At 72.1% G+C, this 18,478-nt stretch carries 18 protein-coding genes; 11 read left to right on the forward strand and 7 right to left on the reverse strand.

Features of this window, described 5'->3' with window-relative positions; translation table 11 throughout:
- The first annotated feature begins 28 nt into the window (after nt 1–28).
- The 3 genes from DEJ48_RS22935 to DEJ48_RS22945 are packed head-to-tail and all read left to right on the forward strand — an operon-like array spanning nt 29 to nt 3,356.
- Complete coding sequence (locus DEJ48_RS22935) at nt 29–1,555, forward strand: flavin-containing monooxygenase (protein WP_150217962.1); 1,527 nt, start codon at nt 29–31, stop codon at nt 1,553–1,555.
- A complete protein-coding gene (locus DEJ48_RS22940) occupies nt 1,552–2,481 on the forward strand; it encodes an alpha/beta fold hydrolase (RefSeq protein WP_150217963.1) in 930 nt (309 codons plus the stop codon). Before DEJ48_RS22935 ends, DEJ48_RS22940 begins: the two co-directional genes overlap by 4 nt.
- On the forward strand, nt 2,478–3,356 hold the full coding sequence (locus DEJ48_RS22945) for an SDR family oxidoreductase (protein WP_150217964.1): 879 nt from the start codon (nt 2,478–2,480) through the stop codon (nt 3,354–3,356). The genes DEJ48_RS22940 and DEJ48_RS22945 overlap by 4 nt, the downstream gene beginning before the upstream one ends.
- A gap of 67 nt (nt 3,357–3,423) precedes the next feature.
- Here DEJ48_RS22945 and DEJ48_RS22950 read toward each other — a convergent pair whose 3' ends face one another.
- Together DEJ48_RS22950 and DEJ48_RS22955 are read right to left on the reverse strand one after the other, a co-directional pair.
- Nucleotides 3,424–3,630 carry a hypothetical protein gene (locus tag DEJ48_RS22950; protein ID WP_150217965.1) on the reverse strand — a complete coding sequence of 69 codons (207 nt, stop codon included), beginning with the start codon at nt 3,628–3,630 and terminating at the stop codon, nt 3,424–3,426.
- A gap of 113 nt (nt 3,631–3,743) precedes the next feature.
- A complete protein-coding gene (locus tag DEJ48_RS22955; RefSeq protein ID WP_150217966.1) occupies nt 3,744–7,031 on the reverse strand; it encodes a S41 family peptidase in 3,288 nt (1,095 codons plus the stop codon).
- 253 nt (nt 7,032–7,284) lie between these two features.
- Between DEJ48_RS22955 and DEJ48_RS22960 the strand changes: the two genes are divergently transcribed.
- Nucleotides 7,285–7,878 carry a TetR/AcrR family transcriptional regulator gene (locus DEJ48_RS22960; RefSeq protein WP_150221332.1) on the forward strand — a complete coding sequence of 198 codons (594 nt, stop codon included), beginning with the start codon at nt 7,285–7,287 and terminating at the stop codon, nt 7,876–7,878.
- 99 nt (nt 7,879–7,977) lie between these two features.
- Complete coding sequence (locus DEJ48_RS22965) at nt 7,978–10,209, forward strand: MMPL family transporter (protein WP_150217967.1); 2,232 nt, start codon at nt 7,978–7,980, stop codon at nt 10,207–10,209.
- A 28-nt stretch (nt 10,210–10,237) separates the two neighbouring features.
- On the opposite strand, the gene DEJ48_RS22970 is transcribed toward DEJ48_RS22965, so the two are convergent.
- Nucleotides 10,238–10,582 (reverse strand): SsgA family sporulation/cell division regulator, encoded by a 345-nt coding sequence (locus DEJ48_RS22970; RefSeq protein WP_150217968.1) that lies wholly within the window; start codon nt 10,580–10,582, stop codon nt 10,238–10,240.
- Nucleotides 10,583–10,779: 197 nt separating this feature from the next.
- Here DEJ48_RS22970 and DEJ48_RS22975 point away from each other — a divergent pair, with 197 nt between their 5' ends.
- Genes DEJ48_RS22975 through DEJ48_RS22990 form a run of 4 tightly spaced genes read left to right on the forward strand, consistent with a single transcriptional unit; the run spans nt 10,780 to nt 14,600 of the window.
- A complete protein-coding gene (locus DEJ48_RS22975) occupies nt 10,780–11,844 on the forward strand; it encodes an energy-coupling factor ABC transporter permease (protein WP_150217969.1) in 1,065 nt (354 codons plus the stop codon).
- A gap of 1 nt (nt 11,845) precedes the next feature.
- Entirely contained in the window at nt 11,846–12,607 is a 762-nt protein-coding gene (gene cbiQ / locus DEJ48_RS22980) for a cobalt ECF transporter T component CbiQ (RefSeq protein ID WP_150217970.1), read from the forward strand.
- Nucleotides 12,595–13,359, forward strand: a complete 765-nt coding sequence (locus DEJ48_RS22985) for an energy-coupling factor ABC transporter ATP-binding protein (protein WP_190537537.1) — start codon at nt 12,595–12,597, stop codon at nt 13,357–13,359. The genes cbiQ and DEJ48_RS22985 overlap by 13 nt, the downstream gene beginning before the upstream one ends.
- A gap of 35 nt (nt 13,360–13,394) precedes the next feature.
- Nucleotides 13,395–14,600 (forward strand): serine hydrolase domain-containing protein, encoded by a 1,206-nt coding sequence (locus DEJ48_RS22990; RefSeq protein ID WP_150217971.1) that lies wholly within the window; start codon nt 13,395–13,397, stop codon nt 14,598–14,600.
- A 498-nt stretch (nt 14,601–15,098) separates the two neighbouring features.
- On the opposite strand, the gene DEJ48_RS22995 is transcribed toward DEJ48_RS22990, so the two are convergent.
- Complete coding sequence (locus DEJ48_RS22995; protein WP_150217972.1) at nt 15,099–15,392, reverse strand: hypothetical protein; 294 nt, start codon at nt 15,390–15,392, stop codon at nt 15,099–15,101.
- 5 nt (nt 15,393–15,397) lie between these two features.
- Complete coding sequence (locus DEJ48_RS23000; protein WP_150217973.1) at nt 15,398–15,910, reverse strand: hypothetical protein; 513 nt, start codon at nt 15,908–15,910, stop codon at nt 15,398–15,400.
- 92 nt (nt 15,911–16,002) lie between these two features.
- On the opposite strand from DEJ48_RS23000, the gene DEJ48_RS23005 reads away from it, so the two are divergent.
- Entirely contained in the window at nt 16,003–16,362 is a 360-nt protein-coding gene (locus DEJ48_RS23005) for a PadR family transcriptional regulator (protein ID WP_150217974.1), read from the forward strand.
- A complete protein-coding gene (locus DEJ48_RS23010) occupies nt 16,359–17,009 on the forward strand; it encodes a permease prefix domain 1-containing protein (protein WP_150217975.1) in 651 nt (216 codons plus the stop codon). The genes DEJ48_RS23005 and DEJ48_RS23010 overlap by 4 nt, the downstream gene beginning before the upstream one ends.
- Before the next feature lie 4 nt (nt 17,010–17,013).
- On the opposite strand, the gene DEJ48_RS23015 is transcribed toward DEJ48_RS23010, so the two are convergent.
- The gene (locus DEJ48_RS23015; protein ID WP_150217976.1) at nt 17,014–17,865 is read right to left on the reverse strand and encodes a DMT family transporter; all 852 of its coding nucleotides are present in this window, start codon (nt 17,863–17,865) and stop codon (nt 17,014–17,016) included.
- Complete coding sequence (locus DEJ48_RS23020) at nt 17,862–18,392, reverse strand: YbaK/EbsC family protein (protein WP_150217977.1); 531 nt, start codon at nt 18,390–18,392, stop codon at nt 17,862–17,864. The genes DEJ48_RS23015 and DEJ48_RS23020 overlap by 4 nt, the downstream gene beginning before the upstream one ends.
- Between the last annotated feature and the right edge of the window lie 86 nt (nt 18,393–18,478).

Here is an 18,478-nt window from a genome sequence, read left to right on the forward strand (position 1 = left end):
GGTTCAGGTACTTCCGGGAGGCGGCGGAATGACAGAGCACGAGCACGTACGGGTGGCGGTGATCGGATCCGGCTTCGGCGGCCTCGGTGCCGCCGTGCGGTTGCGCCGCGAGGGCATCATCGACTTCGTCGTCCTGGAGCGCGCCGGCGCGGTGGGCGGCACCTGGCGCGACAACAGTTACCCGGGCTGCGCCTGCGACGTGCCCTCCCACCTGTACTCGTTCTCGTTCGCGCCCAACCCGGACTGGCCGCGCACCTTCTCCGGCCAGGAGCACATCCGGGAGTACCTGGAGCACGTCGCCGACACCTTCCGGCTCCGCCCGCATCTGCGCCTCGACACCGAGGTGAAGCTGATGACCTGGGACGCCGACCGGCTGCACTGGGTCATCGAGACCAGCAACGGCACCTACACCGCCGACGTCGTCGTCTCCGCCACCGGGCCGCTCTCCGACCCCAAGACCCCGGACATCCCCGGCATCGACACCTTCCCCGGCAAGGTCTTCCACTCGGCCCGCTGGGACCACGACTACGACCTCAGCGGCAAGCGCGTCGCCATGATCGGCACCGGCGCCTCCGCCATCCAGATCGTGCCCGAGATCCAGAAGAAGGTCGGCAGGCTCACCCTCTTCCAGCGCACGCCCCCGTGGGTGATGCCGCGCGCCGACCGTGCCATCTCCGGCGCCGAGCGCTGGCTGCACAAGCAGCTGCCCTTCACCACGCAGGCCAGGCGCGGCCTCCTGTGGGGCATCCGGGAGCTGCAGGTCCAGGCGTTCACCAAGCGGCCCAACGAGCTCGGCATGGTCGAGCAGATCGCCAAGCGGAACATGTACCGGGCCATCAAGGACCCGGCGCTGCGGGCCAAGCTGACCCCGACGTACCGCATCGGCTGCAAGCGGATCCTGCTCTCCAACACGTACTACCCGGCGCTCGCGAAGCCCAATGTCGACGTCGTCGCCAGCGGTCTGAGCGAGGTGCGGGGCAACACCGTCGTCGCCGCGGACGGCACGGAGACCGAGGTCGACGCGATCGTCTTCGGCACCGGCTTCCACGTCACGGACATGCCGATCGCCGAGCGCGTGGTGGGCGACGAGGGGCAGACCCTCATGGAGAGCTGGAAGGGCGGCATGAACGCGCTGCGCGGCGCGACCGCGGCCGGCTTCCCCAACTGGATGACGATCATCGGCCCGAACACCGGGCTCGGGAACTCCTCCATGATCCTGATGATCGAGTCGCAGCTGAACTACATGGCGGACTACCTGCGCCAGCTCGACGTCCTCGGGGGCCGCGCCGCCCTCGCCGCGCGGGCCGACTCCGTGAGCGCCTGGAACCACCGGGTGCAGGAGCGGATGAAGCGGACCGTGTGGAACACCGGCGGCTGCAACAGCTGGTACCTCGACGAGAACGGTGTCAACACCACCGTCTGGCCCGGCACGACCACCGAGTTCAGGGCGGCGACGCGGCGGGTCGACCTCTCCGAGTACGAGGTGGTGCGGCCCCCGAAGCCGCAGCCCGCGGCACAGGCCTCCCGCAGGAAGAAGGCCGAGGCCGGGACATGAGCCGACTGACCCACGTCACCAACGGCCGGTACGCGCCGCCCGCCGCCGCCCGCGAGGTCACCGCCGTCTCCGCCGACGGCGCCCGCATCCACGTCGAGGTGCACGGTCCCGAAGGGGCGCCCGCCGTGGTGCTCGCGCACGGGTGGACCTGCTCCACGGCCTTCTGGGCCGCGCAGATGCGCGACCTCTGCGCCGACCACCGCGTCATCGCCTACGACCAGCGGGGACACGGCCGCAGTGTGGCTCCGGCGGACGCCGACGGGTACAGCACGCGGGCGCTCGCCGACGACCTCGAAGCGGTGCTCGCACAGACGCTCGCGCCGGGCGAGAAGGCCGTCCTCGTGGGGCACTCCATGGGCGGCATGACGATCATGGCCGCGGGCGGCCGTGCCGGAGTGCGGGAGCACGCCGCCGCCGTCCTGCTGTGCAGTACGGGGAGTTCGGCGCTGGTCGCCGAGTCGCTGGTCGTGCCGCTGCTGCGGGCCGGGCGTGCGCGGACCCGGATCACCCGGTCCGTGCTCGGCTCGCGCGCCCCGCTCGGGCCCGTCACGCCCGTGGCCAAGCGGATCCTCAAGTACGCGACGATGGGCCCCGCCGCCGCGCCCGAGAAGGTCGAGGCCTGCGCGCGGATCGTGCACGCCTGCCCCCGCGACGTGCGCCACGGCTGGTCGGGCGTCCTCGACGCGCTGCAACTGGACGTGGAGGTCGGCGGGTTGCAGGTGCCCACGGCCGTCATCGCGGGAACGTCCGACCGACTCACCCCCGTCGTGCACGCGCGGCGCATCGCCGCCGCCCTGCCCCAGTGCCTGGGGCTCACCGAGCTCCCCGGGATCGGACACATGACACCCATCGAGGCGCCCGAGGCCGTCACCGGACGGATCAGGGAGCTCGCCGGAACGTACGTACAGGTCAAGGAGGGCGCATGAGCAGGGTCAGCCTCGAAGGACAGGTCGCGGTCGTCACGGGCGCGGCGCGCGGAGTCGGTGAACTGCTCGCGCGCAAGCTGTCGGCGCGCGGCGCGAAGGTCGCCCTCGTCGGCCTGGAGCCGGACGAGCTGAAGCAGGTGTCGGAGCGGCTGCACACCGAGTCCGCGCACTGGCACGCGGACGTCACCGACCACACGGCGATGGCGCAGGTCGCGCAGGAGGTCAAGCAGCACTTCGGCAAGGTCGACATCGTCGTCGCCAACGCGGGCGTGGCCAGCGGCGGTCCGTTCGTGGAGTCCGACCCGGACGCGTGGCGCCGCGTCATCGAGGTCAACCTCATAGGCAGCGCGGTGACCGGACGGGCCTTCCTGCCCGTCCTCATGGAGAGCCGTGGCTATCTGCTGCAGATCGCGTCGCTCGCCGCGATCACTCCGGCGCCGATGATGACGGCGTACTGCGCGTCGAAGTCGGGTGTGGAGGCGTACGCGCACGCGCTGCGGGCCGAGGTCGGCTACAAGGGCGTCAAGGTTGGCGTCGGCTATCTGTCCTGGACGGACACGGACATGGTGCGGGGCGCCGATCAGGACGATGTGATGCGGGAGTTGCGGCAGCGGCTGCCGTGGCCGTCCAACAAGACGTATCCGCTCGGCCCCGCCGTGGACCGGATCGTGGCGGGCATCGAGCGCCGCTCCGGCCATGTGTACGCGCAGTGGTGGCTGCGCGGCATGCAGGGCATCCGCGGTTACCTGCCCGCGGTCATCGGGTCGGTCGGCCAGCGCGAGATGAAGCGGTTCGAGCCGCGGCTCGGCAGCGTCTCGACGGGGCTCGTCGGGGCGGGCGGCTCGGCGGACGAGCAGGCGCGCGCGGTGAGTTGAGCCGTCGCGCACGCGGGAACGGCAGAGGCCCCCGGCGTCCCGGGGGCCTCCTCGCACGAGCTACACGTCAGGCGTCGTAGTCCCGGTCGAACTTGTCCCGCTGCTCCTGCGCGGCGTCCTGCGCCTGGTCCGGAGCCTGCGAGGACCGCTCACTGGCCTCGTCACGGGCCTGCGAGGCGCGGTCGCGCGCCTGGTCGCCCTTGTCGCCCATGGAGCTCTTGGCCTTGTCGGCGAGGTCCTGAGCCTTGTCCTGGAACTGGTCCTTGATGCCCATGCGGTTCTCCCGTTTCTGGGTGAGGGGGATGGGGCCTCGACCAGATTTACACGGGCGGACATTTCGCGCATTTCGATCATGTGAGGCGCATGTGAGGCCCTGCGTACGGGCCTTCACGGGCGGGGCGGAAGCGGCGGCCGCCTGCGGTCCGGCACGTCCGAGTGGTCCGGGGGCGCGGCCGCCGGATTCCGCTCCAGGAGGTCGAGGGCGAGCTGCACCGCGTCGTCGAGCTGCGCGTGCCGCCCCTCCGCCCAGTCCAGCGGGGTGCGCAGGATGTCGAGGTCGGGGCTGACGCCGTGGTTCTCCACGCCCCAGCCGTACGCGTCGAACCACCCCGCGTTCATCGGCACCGTGATCACCGTGCCGTCGCCGAGCGAGTGCCGCCCGGTCATGCCGACCACGCCGCCCCACGTGCGCTGCCCCACGACGGGCCCGAGCCCGAGCAGCTTGAAGGCCGCCGTGATCATGTCGCCGTCGGAGGAGGTCGCCTCGTCGGCGAGCGCGACCACGGGCCCCCGGGGCGAGTTCGAGGCGTACGACACCGGCTGGGCGTTGCGCGTCAGGTCCCAGCCGAGGATCCGGCGCGTCAGCTTCTCGATGACCAGCTCACTGATGTGACCGCCCGCGTTGCCGCGCACGTCCACGATGAGCGCGGGCCGCGACACCTCAAGGCGCAGGTCCCGGTTGAACTGGGCCCACCCCGAGCCACCCATGTCGGGGATGTGCAGATATCCGCACTTGCCGCCGCTCAACTCCCGGACGACGTCCCGGCGTTTGGCCACCCAGTCCTGGTAGCGCAGGGGGCGTTCGTTGATGAGGGGGACGATCGCGACCCGGCGCGCCCGGCCCTCGCCCTCGGGTTCGAAGGTCAGCTCGACCGTGGTGCCGCCCGCCGCCGAGAGCAGGGGGTAGGGGCCGGTGACCGGGTCGACGGGGCGGCCGTCGATGTGCGTGAGGACCGCGCCCTCCCGGATGCCCGCGCCGGCCAGCGGCGAGCGTGCCTTGGAGTCGGAGGAGTCGCCGGGCAGGATCCGCTTGACCATCCAGCCGTCGTCCCTGCGCACGAGGTTGGCGCCGAGCAGGCCCATGGCGCGCTGGTAGTGCGGGGGGCCTTCGTTGCGGCGGGCGGGGGAGACGTACGCGTGGGAGGTGCCCAGTTCGCCGAGGACCTCGCGGAGCAGGTCCGCGAACTCGTCCGGGGAGGCGACCCGTTCGACCAGCGGCCGGTACTGCGCGAGCACGCCGTCCCAGTCGACGCCGGACATCTCGGGGTCCCAGAAGTAGGCGCGGATGATCCGGCCCGCCTCCTCGTAGGCCTGGCGCCACTCGGCGGCCGGGTCGACCTCGTGCAGGATGCGGCGCAGGTCGATCCAGACGGTGGTGTCGCCGTCGCCGACCTCGGTGGAGGGCACGGCGGTCAGGTCGCCCTCGTCGACGACCACGAGCCGCGATCCGTCGCCGCTGAGCGCGAACCAGTCGAGGTGGTCGACGAGCTGGGACTTCTTGGCCTTGGTGATGTTGAAGTACTCAAGAGTGGGGCGGCCGGACATGTCGGCGGGGTTCACGAAGGTCTCGCCGAGGGCGCCCGAGATCGGCCAGCGCAGCCAGACCAGGCCGCCGCCGCTGACGGGGTGCAGCGCCGAGTACTTCGACGCGGAGACGGGGAACGGCGTGACCCGTGCCTCCAGGCCCTCGATCTCCACCATGGTGGTGCCGTCGCCCCCGCTGCCCTCGGCCGGGTCGAGGCCGCCCGCTGCGGGCCGCCCGTCGGGCAGCAGGGCGAACGGGGACGGGGTCGCCGACGACAGCGGTACGAGGTAGGGGCGGCAGCCGAGCGGGAAGGACAGGTCGCCGGTGTGCACGTCGTAGACCGGGTCGAAGCCGCGCCAGGAGAGGAAGGCGAGATAGCGGCCGTCGCGGGTGAAGACGGGGTTCTCGTCCTCGAAGCGGCCGTTGGTGACGTCGATGATCGCGCGCATGCCGGGGCCCGCGATCCGGGCCAGCTTGATCTGGCGCAGGGAGCGGCCGATGCCGGGGTGCGACCAGGTGAGCCAGCAGCCGTCGGGCGAGAAGGCCAGGTCGCGGACGGGCCCGTTGATGGAGCGGATCAGCTCGGTGACCTCGCCGTCGGACTCCTCGGTGACGTCGAGGAGGAGCAGGCGGCCGTCGTTGGAGGCGATGGCGAGGCGCTCGCCGTCGCGGTCGGCCACCAGTTCCTGCACGCGGCCGAGCTGCCCGCTCGCCAGCCTGCGGGGGTCGCGGGCGCCGCTGGCCCGGGGCAGGTAGGCGATCTCGACGGCGTCCTCGCCGTCGGCGTCGGTGACGTAGGCGACCTGTCCGCCCTTGCCGAGCATCTCGGGCAGCCGGACGCGCACGCCGGGGGTGTCGGTGATGGTGCGGGCGGGGCCGTCGCGGTGGGTGAGCCAGTAGAGGGAGCCGCGGACGACGACGGCGCTGGCCCGGCCCGTGGTGTCCACGGAGAGCGCGTCGAGGTGCTGGGAGGCCGGCACCTGGTAGATCCGCCGTCCGGCGCGCGGCCCGCCGAGCCGCACGTCGAGCCTGCGGGGCACGGAGTCCGCCGCGAGGTCGTCGACCAGCCAGATGTCGCCGGCGCACTGGTAGACGACGCGCGTGCCGTCGCTGGACGCGTGGCGGGCGTAGAACGTGTCGTGGTCGGTGTGGCGGCGCAGGTCGGAGCCGTCGGGCAGGCAGGAGTAGAGGTTGCCGACGCCCTCGTGGTCGGAGAGGAACGCGATGCGTCCCGCGACGAACATGGGGGAGTCGAGGTGTCCGTCGAGATCGGCGAGGATCTGCTCGCCGTGGACCCACAGGCGGCCGGTCGCGCCGCCCCGGTACCGCTTCCAGGCGGCGGGTTCGTGCGGCGGCTTGCCCGTCAGGAGCAGGGTCTTGCGGTCGCTGTCGCCGTCGGCGAGGGAGTCGGTGATCGCGATGTCCCAGACCGGGCCCCAGGGCAGCTTGCCGCCGGGGGAGCCGTCGGTGGGGACGCTGTAGGCCCAGCAGAAGTACGAGAACGGCTGGCCGTGCGAGGAGACGGCGAGGATGTCGCCGTCGGGGGACCAGCCGCAGACCCGGGTGTCGGTGCTGCCCCAGTACGTCAGGCGGCGGGCGGGCCCGCCGTCCACGGGTGCGAGGTGGATCTCCGGGTCGAGGCTGCGCCAGGTCGTGTACGCGATGTGGCGCCCGTCGGGCGAGAAGCGGGGGTGGCTCACCTTCGTACGGTCGACGGTGAGCCGCCAGGCCCGGTCGGCGGGGGAGCCCTCGGGGGTGAGGGGCGCCACCCACAGGTCGTCCTCGGCCGCGAAACAGAGGCGGTCGCCGCTGAGGTGCGGAAAACGCAGGTAGGCGTGGTCGTCCTGGGGGTCTTCGCGCTCGTCGGTCACCTCACCATGCTTTTCCGCTCGGGAGGCGGCGGCAACTTGTGCCGGGGGTGAATGGCGGTGCGGGGCACGGGTACTCGGCGAGGTGACGCAGGACACGTACGAAACGGTTTCGTTTCGCTCGATGGGGGGCGTACAGTCATGGCGTACGAAACCGTTTCGTTCCGCGTGAAGAGTTCGCGTGAAGAGTTCGCGTGACGTGTTCGCGTGACGTGATCGCGTGACGAGTTCGAGTGGCGAGCAGGAGGTGACGATCGTGGCGGAGACCGCGACAACGACGCGGCGCACCAGGATCACGCCCGAGCGCGAGGCCGAGCTGTACGAGGCCGTGCTCGACCTGCTCCGCGAGGTCGGTTACGACGCCCTCACCATGGACGCCGTCGCCGCCCGCACCCGGTCCAGCAAGGCGACCCTCTACCGCCAGTGGGGGAGCAAGCCCGAGCTGATCGCCAAGGCGCTGCGGCACAACAAGCCGGCGTCCCTCGCGGACATCGACACCGGGTCGCTGCGCGGCGACCTGAACGAGATGGTCTCCCGCTCGGACGACTGCCAGATGGAGAAGGACGCCGCGCTGATGCGGGGCCTCTTCCATGCCATCCACGACAACCCCGAACTCCACCAGGCGTTGCGCAACCTGCTCATTGAGCCGGAGCTCACCGGCCTGAACGACCTGCTGCGCAGGGCCGTGGAGCGCGGCGAGGTCGCCGCGGACAATCCGGCGCTGGAGTACGTCGTCCACATGATGGTCGGCGGTTTCGTCGCCCGGGACCTCATCGAGGACCGCCCGGTGGACCGCGAGTTCCTCGCCTCGTACATCGATGCCGTGATCCTCCCCGCCCTCGGCATCTGACCGACCTGCCCCCCTGTTCCTGACGCGCACCGCTCACGTCGTCGGGCTGATCTCCCCTGCCCAATCCGGACCACACGACCTGACCGGGAGTACGCCCCCGTGGCCACTTTCCTCTACAAACTCGGCAAACTCGCCTTCAGGCGACGCCATTTCGTCGCCCTCATATGGGTGGCGCTCCTGACGCTCGCCGGAGTCGGCGCCGCGTCCGCGCCCACCGCCGCGTCCAGCAGCTTCTCCATACCCGGCACGGAGGCCCAGAAGGCCTTCGACCTGCTGGAGAAGCGGGCCCCCGAAGCCAGCGCCGACGGGGCGAGCGCCCGCGTCGTCTTCAAGGCGCCGGACGGCGAGAAGGTCACCGACAAGGCCAACAAGGCCGAGATCGAGAAGACCGTCGCCGCCGTCAAGGCGGGCTCGGACCAGGTGGCCCGCGCCGACAGCCCCTTCGTGGCCAAGACGGTCAGCAAGGACGGCTCCACGGCGTACGCCTCCGTCTCGTACAAGGTCACCTCCATGGAGCTGACCGACGACGACCGTGATGCGTTGGAGAAGACAACCGACAAGGCGCGGGATTCGGGGCTCACGGTCGAGGTCGGCGGTGACGCGCTGCAGGCCATGCCCGAGACCGGCTCCACCGAGATCATCGGCATCGCGGTCGCGGCGGTCGTCCTCGTCATCACCTTCGGCTCGCTGATCGCGGCCGGACTGCCGCTGATCACCGCGCTGATCGGCGTGGGCATCGGCGTCTCGTCGATCACCGCGCTCGCCAACGCCCTCGACCTCGGCACCACCACGTCGACGCTCGCCATGATGATCGGCCTCGCGGTCGGCATCGACTACGCGCTCTTCATCGTCTCGCGCTACCGCGGCGAACTCGCCGACGGACGCGACCGCGAGGAGGCGGCGGGACGGGCCGTCGGCACCGCGGGCTCCGCGGTCGTCTTCGCCGGACTCACCGTGGTCATCGCGCTGGTCGGCCTCGCCGTCGTCAACATCCCGATGCTCACCAAGATGGGCTTCGCCGCGGCCGGCACGGTCGTCATCGCCGTCCTCATCGCGCTCACCCTCATCCCGGCGCTGCTCGGGTACGCGGGCAAGCGGGTGCTGCCCATGGGCGAGAAGAGCAAGCTGTTCGGCGGGGGCAGGAAGAAGGCCGCCGACGCCGGGGCCGCCGGTGAGCCGAAGCAGAACATGGGCACCCGCTGGGCCCGCTTCGTGGTCCGCCGCCCCGTCGCCGTGCTGCTCGTCGGCATCGTGGGCCTCGGCGCCGCGGCCATCCCGGTCTCGAAGCTGGAGCTCGGCCTGCCGGACGACGGCGCCCAGCCGACGTCCACGACGCAGCGCAAGGCGTACGACCTGGTCTCGGAGGGCTTCGGGCCCGGCTTCAACGGCCCGCTGATGGTCGTGGGCGACCTCAAGGGCGCCGACGACCCGAAGGCCGCGGCCGGTGAGATCACCAAGACGATGTCCAAGCTCGACGACGTCCTGACCGTCGCGCCGCCGATGCTCAACAAGGACAAGGACACCGCGATCATCAGCGTCGTCCCGTCCTCCAAGCCCAGCGGCCTGGAGACCGAGGACCTGGTGCACTCGATCCGGGACACCGGCGCGCAGATCAAGTCCGACTCGGGCGCCGACATCATGGTCACCGGCACCACGGCCATGAACATCGACGTCTCGCAGAAGCTCAACGACGCCCTGCTGCCCTACCTGGCGCTGGTCGTGGGCCTCGCGTTCCTGCTCCTGATCGTCGTCTTCCGCTCGATCCTGGTCCCGCTCAAGGCGGCCCTCGGCTTCCTGCTCTCGGTCCTCGCGGCCCTCGGCGCGGTCGTCGCGGTCTTCCAGTGGGGCTGGCTCGGCTCGCTCTTCGGCGTCGAGCAGACCGGACCGATCATGTCGATGATGCCGATCTTCATGGTGGGCGTCGTCTTCGGCCTCGCGATGGACTACGAGGTCTTCCTCGTGACCCGCATGCGGGAGGCGTACGTCCACGGGGAGCGGCCAGGACAGGCGATCGTGACCGGGTTCCGGCACGGGGCCCGGGTGGTCTCGGCGGCGGCCGTCATCATGATCGCGGTCTTCGCCGGCTTCATCGGCTCGTCCGAGCAGATGGTGAAGATGATCGGCTTCGGCCTGGCCATCGCCGTCTTCTTCGACGCCTTCGTGGTCCGCATGGCGCTGGTGCCCGCGGTCCTCGCGCTGCTCGGCAAGAAGGCGTGGTGGCTGCCGAAGTGGCTGGACCGCGCGCTGCCGAACGTCGACGTCGAGGGAGAGGGCCTGCGCACGGCGGCGGAGAAGGGCGCGGACGCCGAGCGCGAGCTGGCTCGCGTCTGATCCGCTGATCCGCTGGGCCGCGCAGGGCTCAGTGGGTGATGGGAGTGGCGGCCGTGTGTGTGCGGCGCAGGAAGCGGATCAGCGCCGATGCGTCGAACTGCACGACCGTCACCCCGTCCGGGTCGTGGAACTCCACGACCGTCTGGACCCGCCCGCACGGCCATACGTGGACGTTGCCGGAGGTCGCGGGCGCCCGGAGGCCCCGTTCCAGGAGCTGCCGGGAGAAGACCCGATGGGGAGAGCCGGGGAGGCCGATCCGCACAGCGTGCGGGTCGGCCTCCGCGTCGTAGTGGAGGATGACGGGGACGGCGCGGTGGCCCTCGGAGGAGTCCGTGACGAGGTGGGCGCGTGCGTACTGCTCGACTGCGGACATCGCTGAACTCCTCATCCTTACGGACACTTCCTCACCAATGTCCCATATGTACGACAATCCGTTGCGGAGGGGACCGGCGGTCGGCGTAGTCGAATCGGGACCGACGCGCTCTTGCAAGCCGTTTGCAACAGGGCACTATCATTGAACGGTTCACGAGCCGTCCGCCCTGCCCAGGGCCCCTGCCCAGGAGCGCGCGCATGCATGTCCCCGACGGGTTCATCAACGTCCCGGTATCGGCGGCCGCCGGGGTCGTCGCGGCCGGCGCCGTCGCCGTCAGCCTCAAGGGCGCCCGGCGCGAGCTCGACGAGAGGACCGCGCCGCTCGCCGGTCTCGTCGCCGCCTTCATCTTCGCCGTGCAGATGCTGAACTTCCCCGTCGCGGCGGGCACCAGCGGGCACCTCCTCGGCGGCGCGCTCGCGGCGATACTCGTCGGGCCCTTCACCGGGGTCCTCTGCGTCTCCGTCGTCCTGCTCATGCAGGGTGTGCTCTTCGCGGACGGCGGCCTGACCGCGCTCGGAGTGAACATCTCCGACATGGCGATCGTCACGACCGTCGTCGCCTACCTCGTCTTCCGCGGCCTGGTGAAGGTGCTGCCCAGGGGCCGCCGCTCGATCACGGTGGCCTCCTTCGTCGCCGCCCTCCTCTCCGTGCCCGCCACCGCGGTCGCCTTCACGTTCCTCTACGCCCTCGGCGGCACGACCGACGTCTCCATCGGCAAGGTCGCCACCGCGATGGTCGGCGTCCACGTCCTCATCGGCATCGGCGAGGCCGCCATCACCGCGCTGACGGTGGGCGCGGTCATCGCCGTGCGGCCCGACCTGGTGTACGGGGCGCGGGGCCTGACCCAGCCGCTCAAACTGCGCGTCGCCGGGGAACTGGTGGACGCGCCCGCCGCCGAGCCCGCCCCGGCCGCCGCGCGCTCCACCCGCCCGGTCTGGATCGCGGGCATCGTCGCCTCCCTCGTCCTCGCGGGCTTCGTCAGCTTCTACGCGTCGGCCGACCCCGACGGCCTGGAGAAGGTCGCCCACGACAAGGGCATCGACAAGAAGGCGGAGGACCACGCCACGGCGGACTCCCCGCTCGCCGACTACGGCGTCAAGGACATCACCGACACCCGCCTCTCCGGCGGCCTCGCGGGCGTGATCGGCGTCGGTGTCACGGTCGTCGCGGGCACGGCGGTCTTCTGGGGCCTGCGCCGCCGCCGTACGAACGACACGTCACCGGCCACCGTGCCGGAAGACGTCACCTCCGAGAAGATCTGACATGGGTGCGGGCCATGCCCACCGGCTCTACCGGCAGGGCCACTCGCCGGTGCACGCGCTGCCCCCGCACACCAAGCTCGCGGCGGTCCTCTGCTTCGTGATCGTCGTGGTCTCCACGCCGCGCGAGGCGATGTGGGCCTTCGGTCTGTACGCGGTGCTGCTCGGCGTGGTCGCGTACGCCGCCCGTGTCCCAGCAGGGTTCGTGCTGAAGCGGCTCCTCATCGAGATCCCCTTCGTGGCGTTCGCCGTGCTGCTGCCGTTCGTCGCCCAGGGCGAACGCGTCGACGTCCTCGGGCTCTCCCTGAGCGTCAACGGACTCTGGGGCGCCTGGAACGTCCTGGCCAAGGGAACGCTGGGCGTCGCCGCTTCGGTGCTGCTCGCCGCGACGACGGAGCTGCGCGAGCTCCTGCTCGGACTCCAGCGGCTCAAGCTGCCGCCGCTGCTCGTCCAGATCGCCTCGTTCATGATCCGGTACGGCGACGTGATCACCGACGAGATGCGCCGCATGAAGATCGCCCGCGAGTCGCGCGGTTTCGCGGCGCGGGGCGTGCGGCAGTGGGGTGTCCTCGCCAAGTCGGCGGGCGCGCTCTTCATCCGCTCGTACGAGAGGGGAGAGCGGGTGCATCTGGCCATGGTCAGCCGTGGCTACGCCGGGTCGATGCCGGTCATCGACGACATCACGGCGTCCCGCGCCCAGTGGACGTACGCGCTGACGCTGCCGGTCTCCGCTCTGGTCGTATGCCTGTTGGGATGGACTCTGTGACTTCTGCTCCTTCGTTGAGTGTGGCCGGACTGGCCTTCGCGTACCCCGACGGGCACCAGGCCCTCTTCGGCGTCGACTTCACCGTGGGGCGCGGCGAGCGCGTCGCGCTGCTCGGGCCGAACGGCGCGGGCAAGACGACGCTCGTCCTGCACCTGAACGGCATCCTGACCGGCGGCGCGGGCACGGTCACCGTGGCCGGGCTCCCCGTCGACAAGAAGCACATGGCGGAGATCAGGCGCCGGGTCGGCATCGTCTTCCAGGACCCCGACGACCAGCTGTTCATGCCGACCGTGCGGGAGGACGTGGCGTTCGGTCCCGCCGCGGCGGGGATGCGCGGGCCGGAGCTGGAGGCGCGCGTGATGAAGGCGCTGGGGCAGGTGGGCATGGCGGAGTTCGCCGACCGCCCGCCGCACCACCTCTCCTTCGGGCAGCGGCGCAGGGTGGCGGTGGCGACGGTGCTCGCGATGGAGCCGGAGATCCTCGTCCTCGACGAGCCGTCCTCCAACCTCGACCCGGCATCGCGCCGCGAACTCGCCGACATCCTGCGCTCGCTGGACGTGACGGTCCTGATGGTCACGCACGACCTGCCGTACGCGCTTGAGCTCTGCCCACGCGCCCTGATCCTCAGCGACGGCGTCATCGCGGCGGACGGCCCGACGGGCGAGCTGCTCTCCGACGCGGATCTGATGGGCGCACACCGCCTGGAGCTGCCGTTCGGCTTCGATCCGAAGACGGTGAGGGTCGGCGGCTAGGGAATCGACGGCGATCGATTGCTGTTGGCCTTGTCATGGACGGCGTTGTGGATGTGATGGGCGGGGTGCACGGCACCGTGGCCGCCGGGTACGAGCCGGTGCGGGACGCGTTCGTACGCAACTTCGCCGAGCGCGGGGAGCGGGGCGCGGCGGTGACCGTGTACCGGGACGGGCGCCGGGTGGTGGACCTGTGGGGCGGCCTGAAGGACGTCGACGGGGACGCTGGGGCCGGGAGCCCGCCCTGGGAGCGGGGTACGGCTCAGATCGTGCGCTCGGCGACGAAGGGCGTGGCGGCGGCCGTGCCGCTGCTCCTGCACCAGCGGGGGGAACTGGACCTGGACGCGCCGGTCGGCGCGTACTGGCCGGAGTTCAAGGCGCGCGGCAAGGAGCGTGTTCTCGTACGTCACGTCCTCGCGCACCGCGCCGGTGTCCCCGCCCTGGACCGTCCGCTGACCCCCGCCGAGGCGCTCGACCCGGACCTCGGCGCCGCGGTGGTCGCGGCACAGGCCCCCTTCTGGGAGCCCGGCGAGGACCACGGCTACCACGCGCAGACGTACAGCTGGCTCGTCGGCGAACTCGTGCGGCGCGTCACGGGCCGCCCTGTCGGGGAGTGGATCGCGGACGAGATCGCGGGGCCGCTGGGGCTGGACTTGTGGGTCGGGTTGCCGGCTTCCGAAGCGGAGGCGGGCCGGGCCGGCCGGCTGGGCCGTATCGAGGCTCCGGCGGGGCCGGGCGGGCTCCGGATGCGGCCGAAGCGGAACGTGGCGGAGGCGTATGGGGACGCGGAGTCGCTGACCCGTCGTGCGTTCGGGGCGATCGATCCCTCGCCGGACGAGAACGACTCCGCGTACCGGGCGGCGGCGCTGCCCGCGTCCAACGGGGTCGCGACGGCGGACGGGCTGGCCCGCTTCTACGCGGGGCTGATCGGCGTGGCGGACGGTGCGGGTGCCCCCCTGTTCACCCCCGCAACGGTGTCCGCCGCCCGGACGGAGGCGTCCGCTGGCCCCGACCGGGTCCTGGTCGTCAACACCCGCTTCGGCCTCGGCTACATGCTCCACGGCGCGGCGTCCCCGCTCCTCGGCCCCGGCTCCTTCGGCCACCCGGGCCGCGGCGGCGCCCTCGGCTTCGCCGACCCGGAGTCGGGCGTGGCGCTCGGCTACGTCACGAACGGCATGAACAAGGGCGTCACGGCGGACCCGCGAGCGCAGTCCCTGGTCCGGGCGGTGCGCGAGGCGCTGTAACGCCCTGCCCCACCGTCCCGCAGGTGCCACCTCCGCCCGGCCGGGTGCTGACGCCCCGGCCTGCCCTGACGCCCCGCTGCGCGCAGGGGCCGAGCCCGCCCTTTCGGCCCCGCCCTCCTGGCGCCTCCCGGCCAGCTCCCCGCCCACCCGCCCCGACACCAGAACCGGCGCCCTCTTCCGCCCGGCGCGGCTGCAACGGCCTGCCCTGACGCCCCGCTGCGCGCAGGGGCCGAACCCGCCCCTTCGGCCCCGCCCCCCTTGGCGCCTCCCCGTCAGCTCCCCACCCACCCGCCCTCAACAGCAGCCCAGGTAAACCCACGACCAGACCACCGCCCCGACCTCCCGGCCCATCGGCCGACTGCCCACGGAACGGCCCCGCCGCAGCCGCAGCCGCACGCTCTCGGCACGCAGGCGCAGCCGACCCACCCCGCCCGTCACCCTCGCCACCGGTGTCCCGACGACGTCGCCGTGTCACCGGCCCGGCCGACCTCAGCCCCATCACCCGCCGCAGCCGTGTGCTGAGGACTCGGCCCGCGCCTCGACTCCGCGCAGGACCAGCAGGCCCCCGACCCCCGGAACAACCGCACGCCACCGAGACACCCGGCGCCCCCGCGTCGGCGTGGACGGCAGCATCCACGTGGACGCGATGACGACCAGGTACGCCGTGCCGTGCAGTGGGCCGAGCAGGCCCGAGAGCGGACGGGCGTGGATCGTGAGCAAGTTGGCGAGGAGGAGCGCCAGGGACGCCGCCTCGACGACCGCGGCGATGCGGAGCGTGCGAAACGTGGACACGGCGATCACGCCCCCGTCGTGGAGCCGGGGCGGACGATCATCAGGACGGTGACCGTGGCCCAGAGGACGTTGAAGATGCCGGTCAGCATGGCGAGGCGGGCCGTCGCGCGCCGAGCCCCGTCGGCCCGGTCCGACGGATCCGCCGCCCTGTCCAGCAGAGCCTCCTGCCGCGGCAGGATCACCAGCGCGAGCAGCCCCGCCGCGATCGTCGTCAGGATCAGCGAGGCGATCAGCCAGGCGTCGGTGAGAACGCCGAGCTGCACCGCCGTGGCGATGCCGAAGGCGGGGACGGCCACGCCGGCGACGGCGTAGGCGCGGCAGACGCGGTGCAGCAGGGCGGCGATCCCGGCGGCACGGTCACCGCTCGGCTCTCCGGCCCCCTCGCCCTCGCCCTCACCGCCACCCGCGCCGCCCAGGGCCCGCAACGCGTAGCGAGGAAACATCGACGCGGCGACGGTGATGGACCCCACCGCGAGGATCGCGGCGAGGACGTGCACGGACAGCAGGAACTTGGTCATGGCGGAACCTCCAGGGCGCCACATGGCGTGGCAAATGCGTTGGCTGCCAATACATACACCGCCAACACGTCCCTTGTGTAGGCTGCCTACTCATGAAGGCGGATGCGGTGCGAGGGCACCTCGACGGACTGCTGCTGGCCGTGCTGGAGCCGGGCCCGCTGCACGGGTACGCGATCATCACCGCGGTGCAACGCCGCAGCGGTGGCGCGCTGGAGCTGCGGACGGGCACGATCTACCCGGCGCTGAACCGCCTGGAGCGCCTCGGCCTGCTGAGCAGCAGCTGGGAGTCGGCGGCGGGTGAGCGGCGCCGCAGGGCGTACGAGCTGACGGACGCGGGACGCGCGACGCTCGCCGGGGAGCGGGCCGCGTGGAGCGAGTTCACCGCGGCGATCGGCGCGGTCCTGAACCCCGGCCCCCAGCCGGGCGGCGCACGGCCGGGACTCGCCACATGAGCCTCATCGAGAGCCCCATCGACGACCACGTCGCCGCACTGACGGCGGCCCTGCGCGGCCCGGAGCGCGCCAAGTCCCGCCTCATCGAGGAGATGCACGACGGGCTCATGGACACGGCGGCCGCGTACACCGACGCGGGAGCGGACGAGGAGGAGGCGGCGCGCCTGGCGGTACGAGACTTCGGCACGATCCAGGACCTCGTCCCCGCCTGCCAGCACGAACTGACCATCGCCCAGGCACGACACACGGCCCGGACCATCACGCTGACGGCCCCGTTCCTGCTGGCCTGCTGGTACCTGGCACGGGGCGACCTGCTCTGGCAGCAACTGGCGGCGCACCTGACCCTGATCGCCACGGTGGCGGCCCTACTGGCGGCGGCGACGCCGGCGGTCACGGGCACGCTGGCCCGCCGCCTGCCCACCCCGCGCCGTCTGCCGCAGGCGGTCGCTTGGGTCGGCACGACGGCCAGCGCGGCCATGGCGGTGGCGGCCCTCTCCCTGGCCGTGGCGGCGGCCCTCGCCACGAACTGGCCCCTGCTGGCAGCGGCAGGCGCCCTGGCGGCGGCGTCCCACGCGGTGGTGGCGACATCGGTGAGGGCGTGCCGCCGCTGTGTGGGTCTGCACCAAGCACAACCGGCGACGGGCTGACCCCCTACCCCGCGTGCAGCATCAACCCGATCCCCGCCACCATCAACCCCGCCGCCACCAACCGCGGCGCCCCGAACCGTTCCTTGAAGAAGATCGCGCCGATCGCCGCGCCCACGATGATCGAGGATTCGCGCAGCGCGGAGATCGGGGCCAGGTCCGCCCGCGTCTGGGCCCACAGGACCAGGCCGTACGCGGCGACCGAGAGCGCCGCGCCCGCGAGGCCCACCAGGGCGAACGGGCGGAGGCGGGGGATCAGTTCGCCGCGCCAGCGGTACGCCGCGTAGAGCGGGACCGCGATGCCCTCCAGGATCATCAGCCACGCGATGTAGGACATGGAGGAGCCGGAGGCGCGGACGCCCAGGCCGTCCACCACCGTGTACGCCGCGATCGAGACGCCCGTCGCGAGTGCCGCGCCGATCGCCGCCCAGTCGGGGCGGCGGCCCGAGCCGCGGATGCCCCACAGGGCGAGGCCCGTCAGGCCCGCGCACGACACCGCGACGCCCGCCGCCTGCCAGCCGTCCGGGACCTCGCCCGCGAAGACCGCCGCGAGGACGGTGACGACCAGCGGAGCCGTGCCGCGCGCGATCGGATACGCCTGGCCGAAGTCGCCCAGCTTGAACGATTTCATCAGCAGGGCGTAGTAGCCGACGTGGATGGCTGCGGACAGAACGAGATACGGCCACGCCCCGGCGTCCGGGAGCGGGACGAAGGGGGCCAGGAGCAGGCCGATCAGCGTGCCGCCGCCGGAGATGAGCGTGAAGCCGACCAGCTTGTCGGTGATGTGGTGGGCTATCGCGTTCCAGCACGCGTGTGTGACGGCGGCGAGCAGGACCGCCGCCGCGACCAGCGGGGTCACGCGGCGGTCTCGCGCACGTCCACCAGCGTGCCGCCCGCGTGGGCGATCAGCGTCTTCGGTGCCATCGGGAAGACCGCGTAGGGCGTGCCGGCCGCCGCCCACACCTCGTCGTGGGCGAGGAGGGACCGGTCGGCGAGGACGCGGGTCCGGGTGGCGTGGCCGAAGGGCGGCACGCCACCGATCGCGTACCCGGTCGTCTCGCGGACCACGTCCGCCTTCGCCCGGGTCACCTTCTCCGCGCCCAGCTCCCGCCGTACGAGATCCAGGTCCACCCGCGACGCGCCGTCCATCAGGACCAGGACCGGCACTCCGTCCGCCGCGAAGATCAGTGACTTGCAGATCTGGCTCAGGTCGCAGCCGATGGCTGCGGCCGCCTCCTGCGCGGTGCGCGTCTGGTCCGGGAAGCGGCGGACCCGGGGAAGCAGATCGCCGAGGCCCAACTCTTGCAGGGCCTCGGCGAAACGGGGGTGGGCGGCGGATGAGGAGGACGCAGCGGATACGGATGGTTCGGGTGCTGTTGCGCTCATGCCCGGCACGCTAGCGGTCCGTGTACGGGACACGCGACCACGTATCCGCATAGCGGACAGTGCGTATCGAGACGCGTACGCCGCAC

Origin of the sequence: Streptomyces venezuelae (genome assembly GCF_008642315.1) — a bacterium.
GTDB lineage: Bacteria > Actinomycetota > Actinomycetes > Streptomycetales > Streptomycetaceae > Streptomyces > Streptomyces venezuelae_D.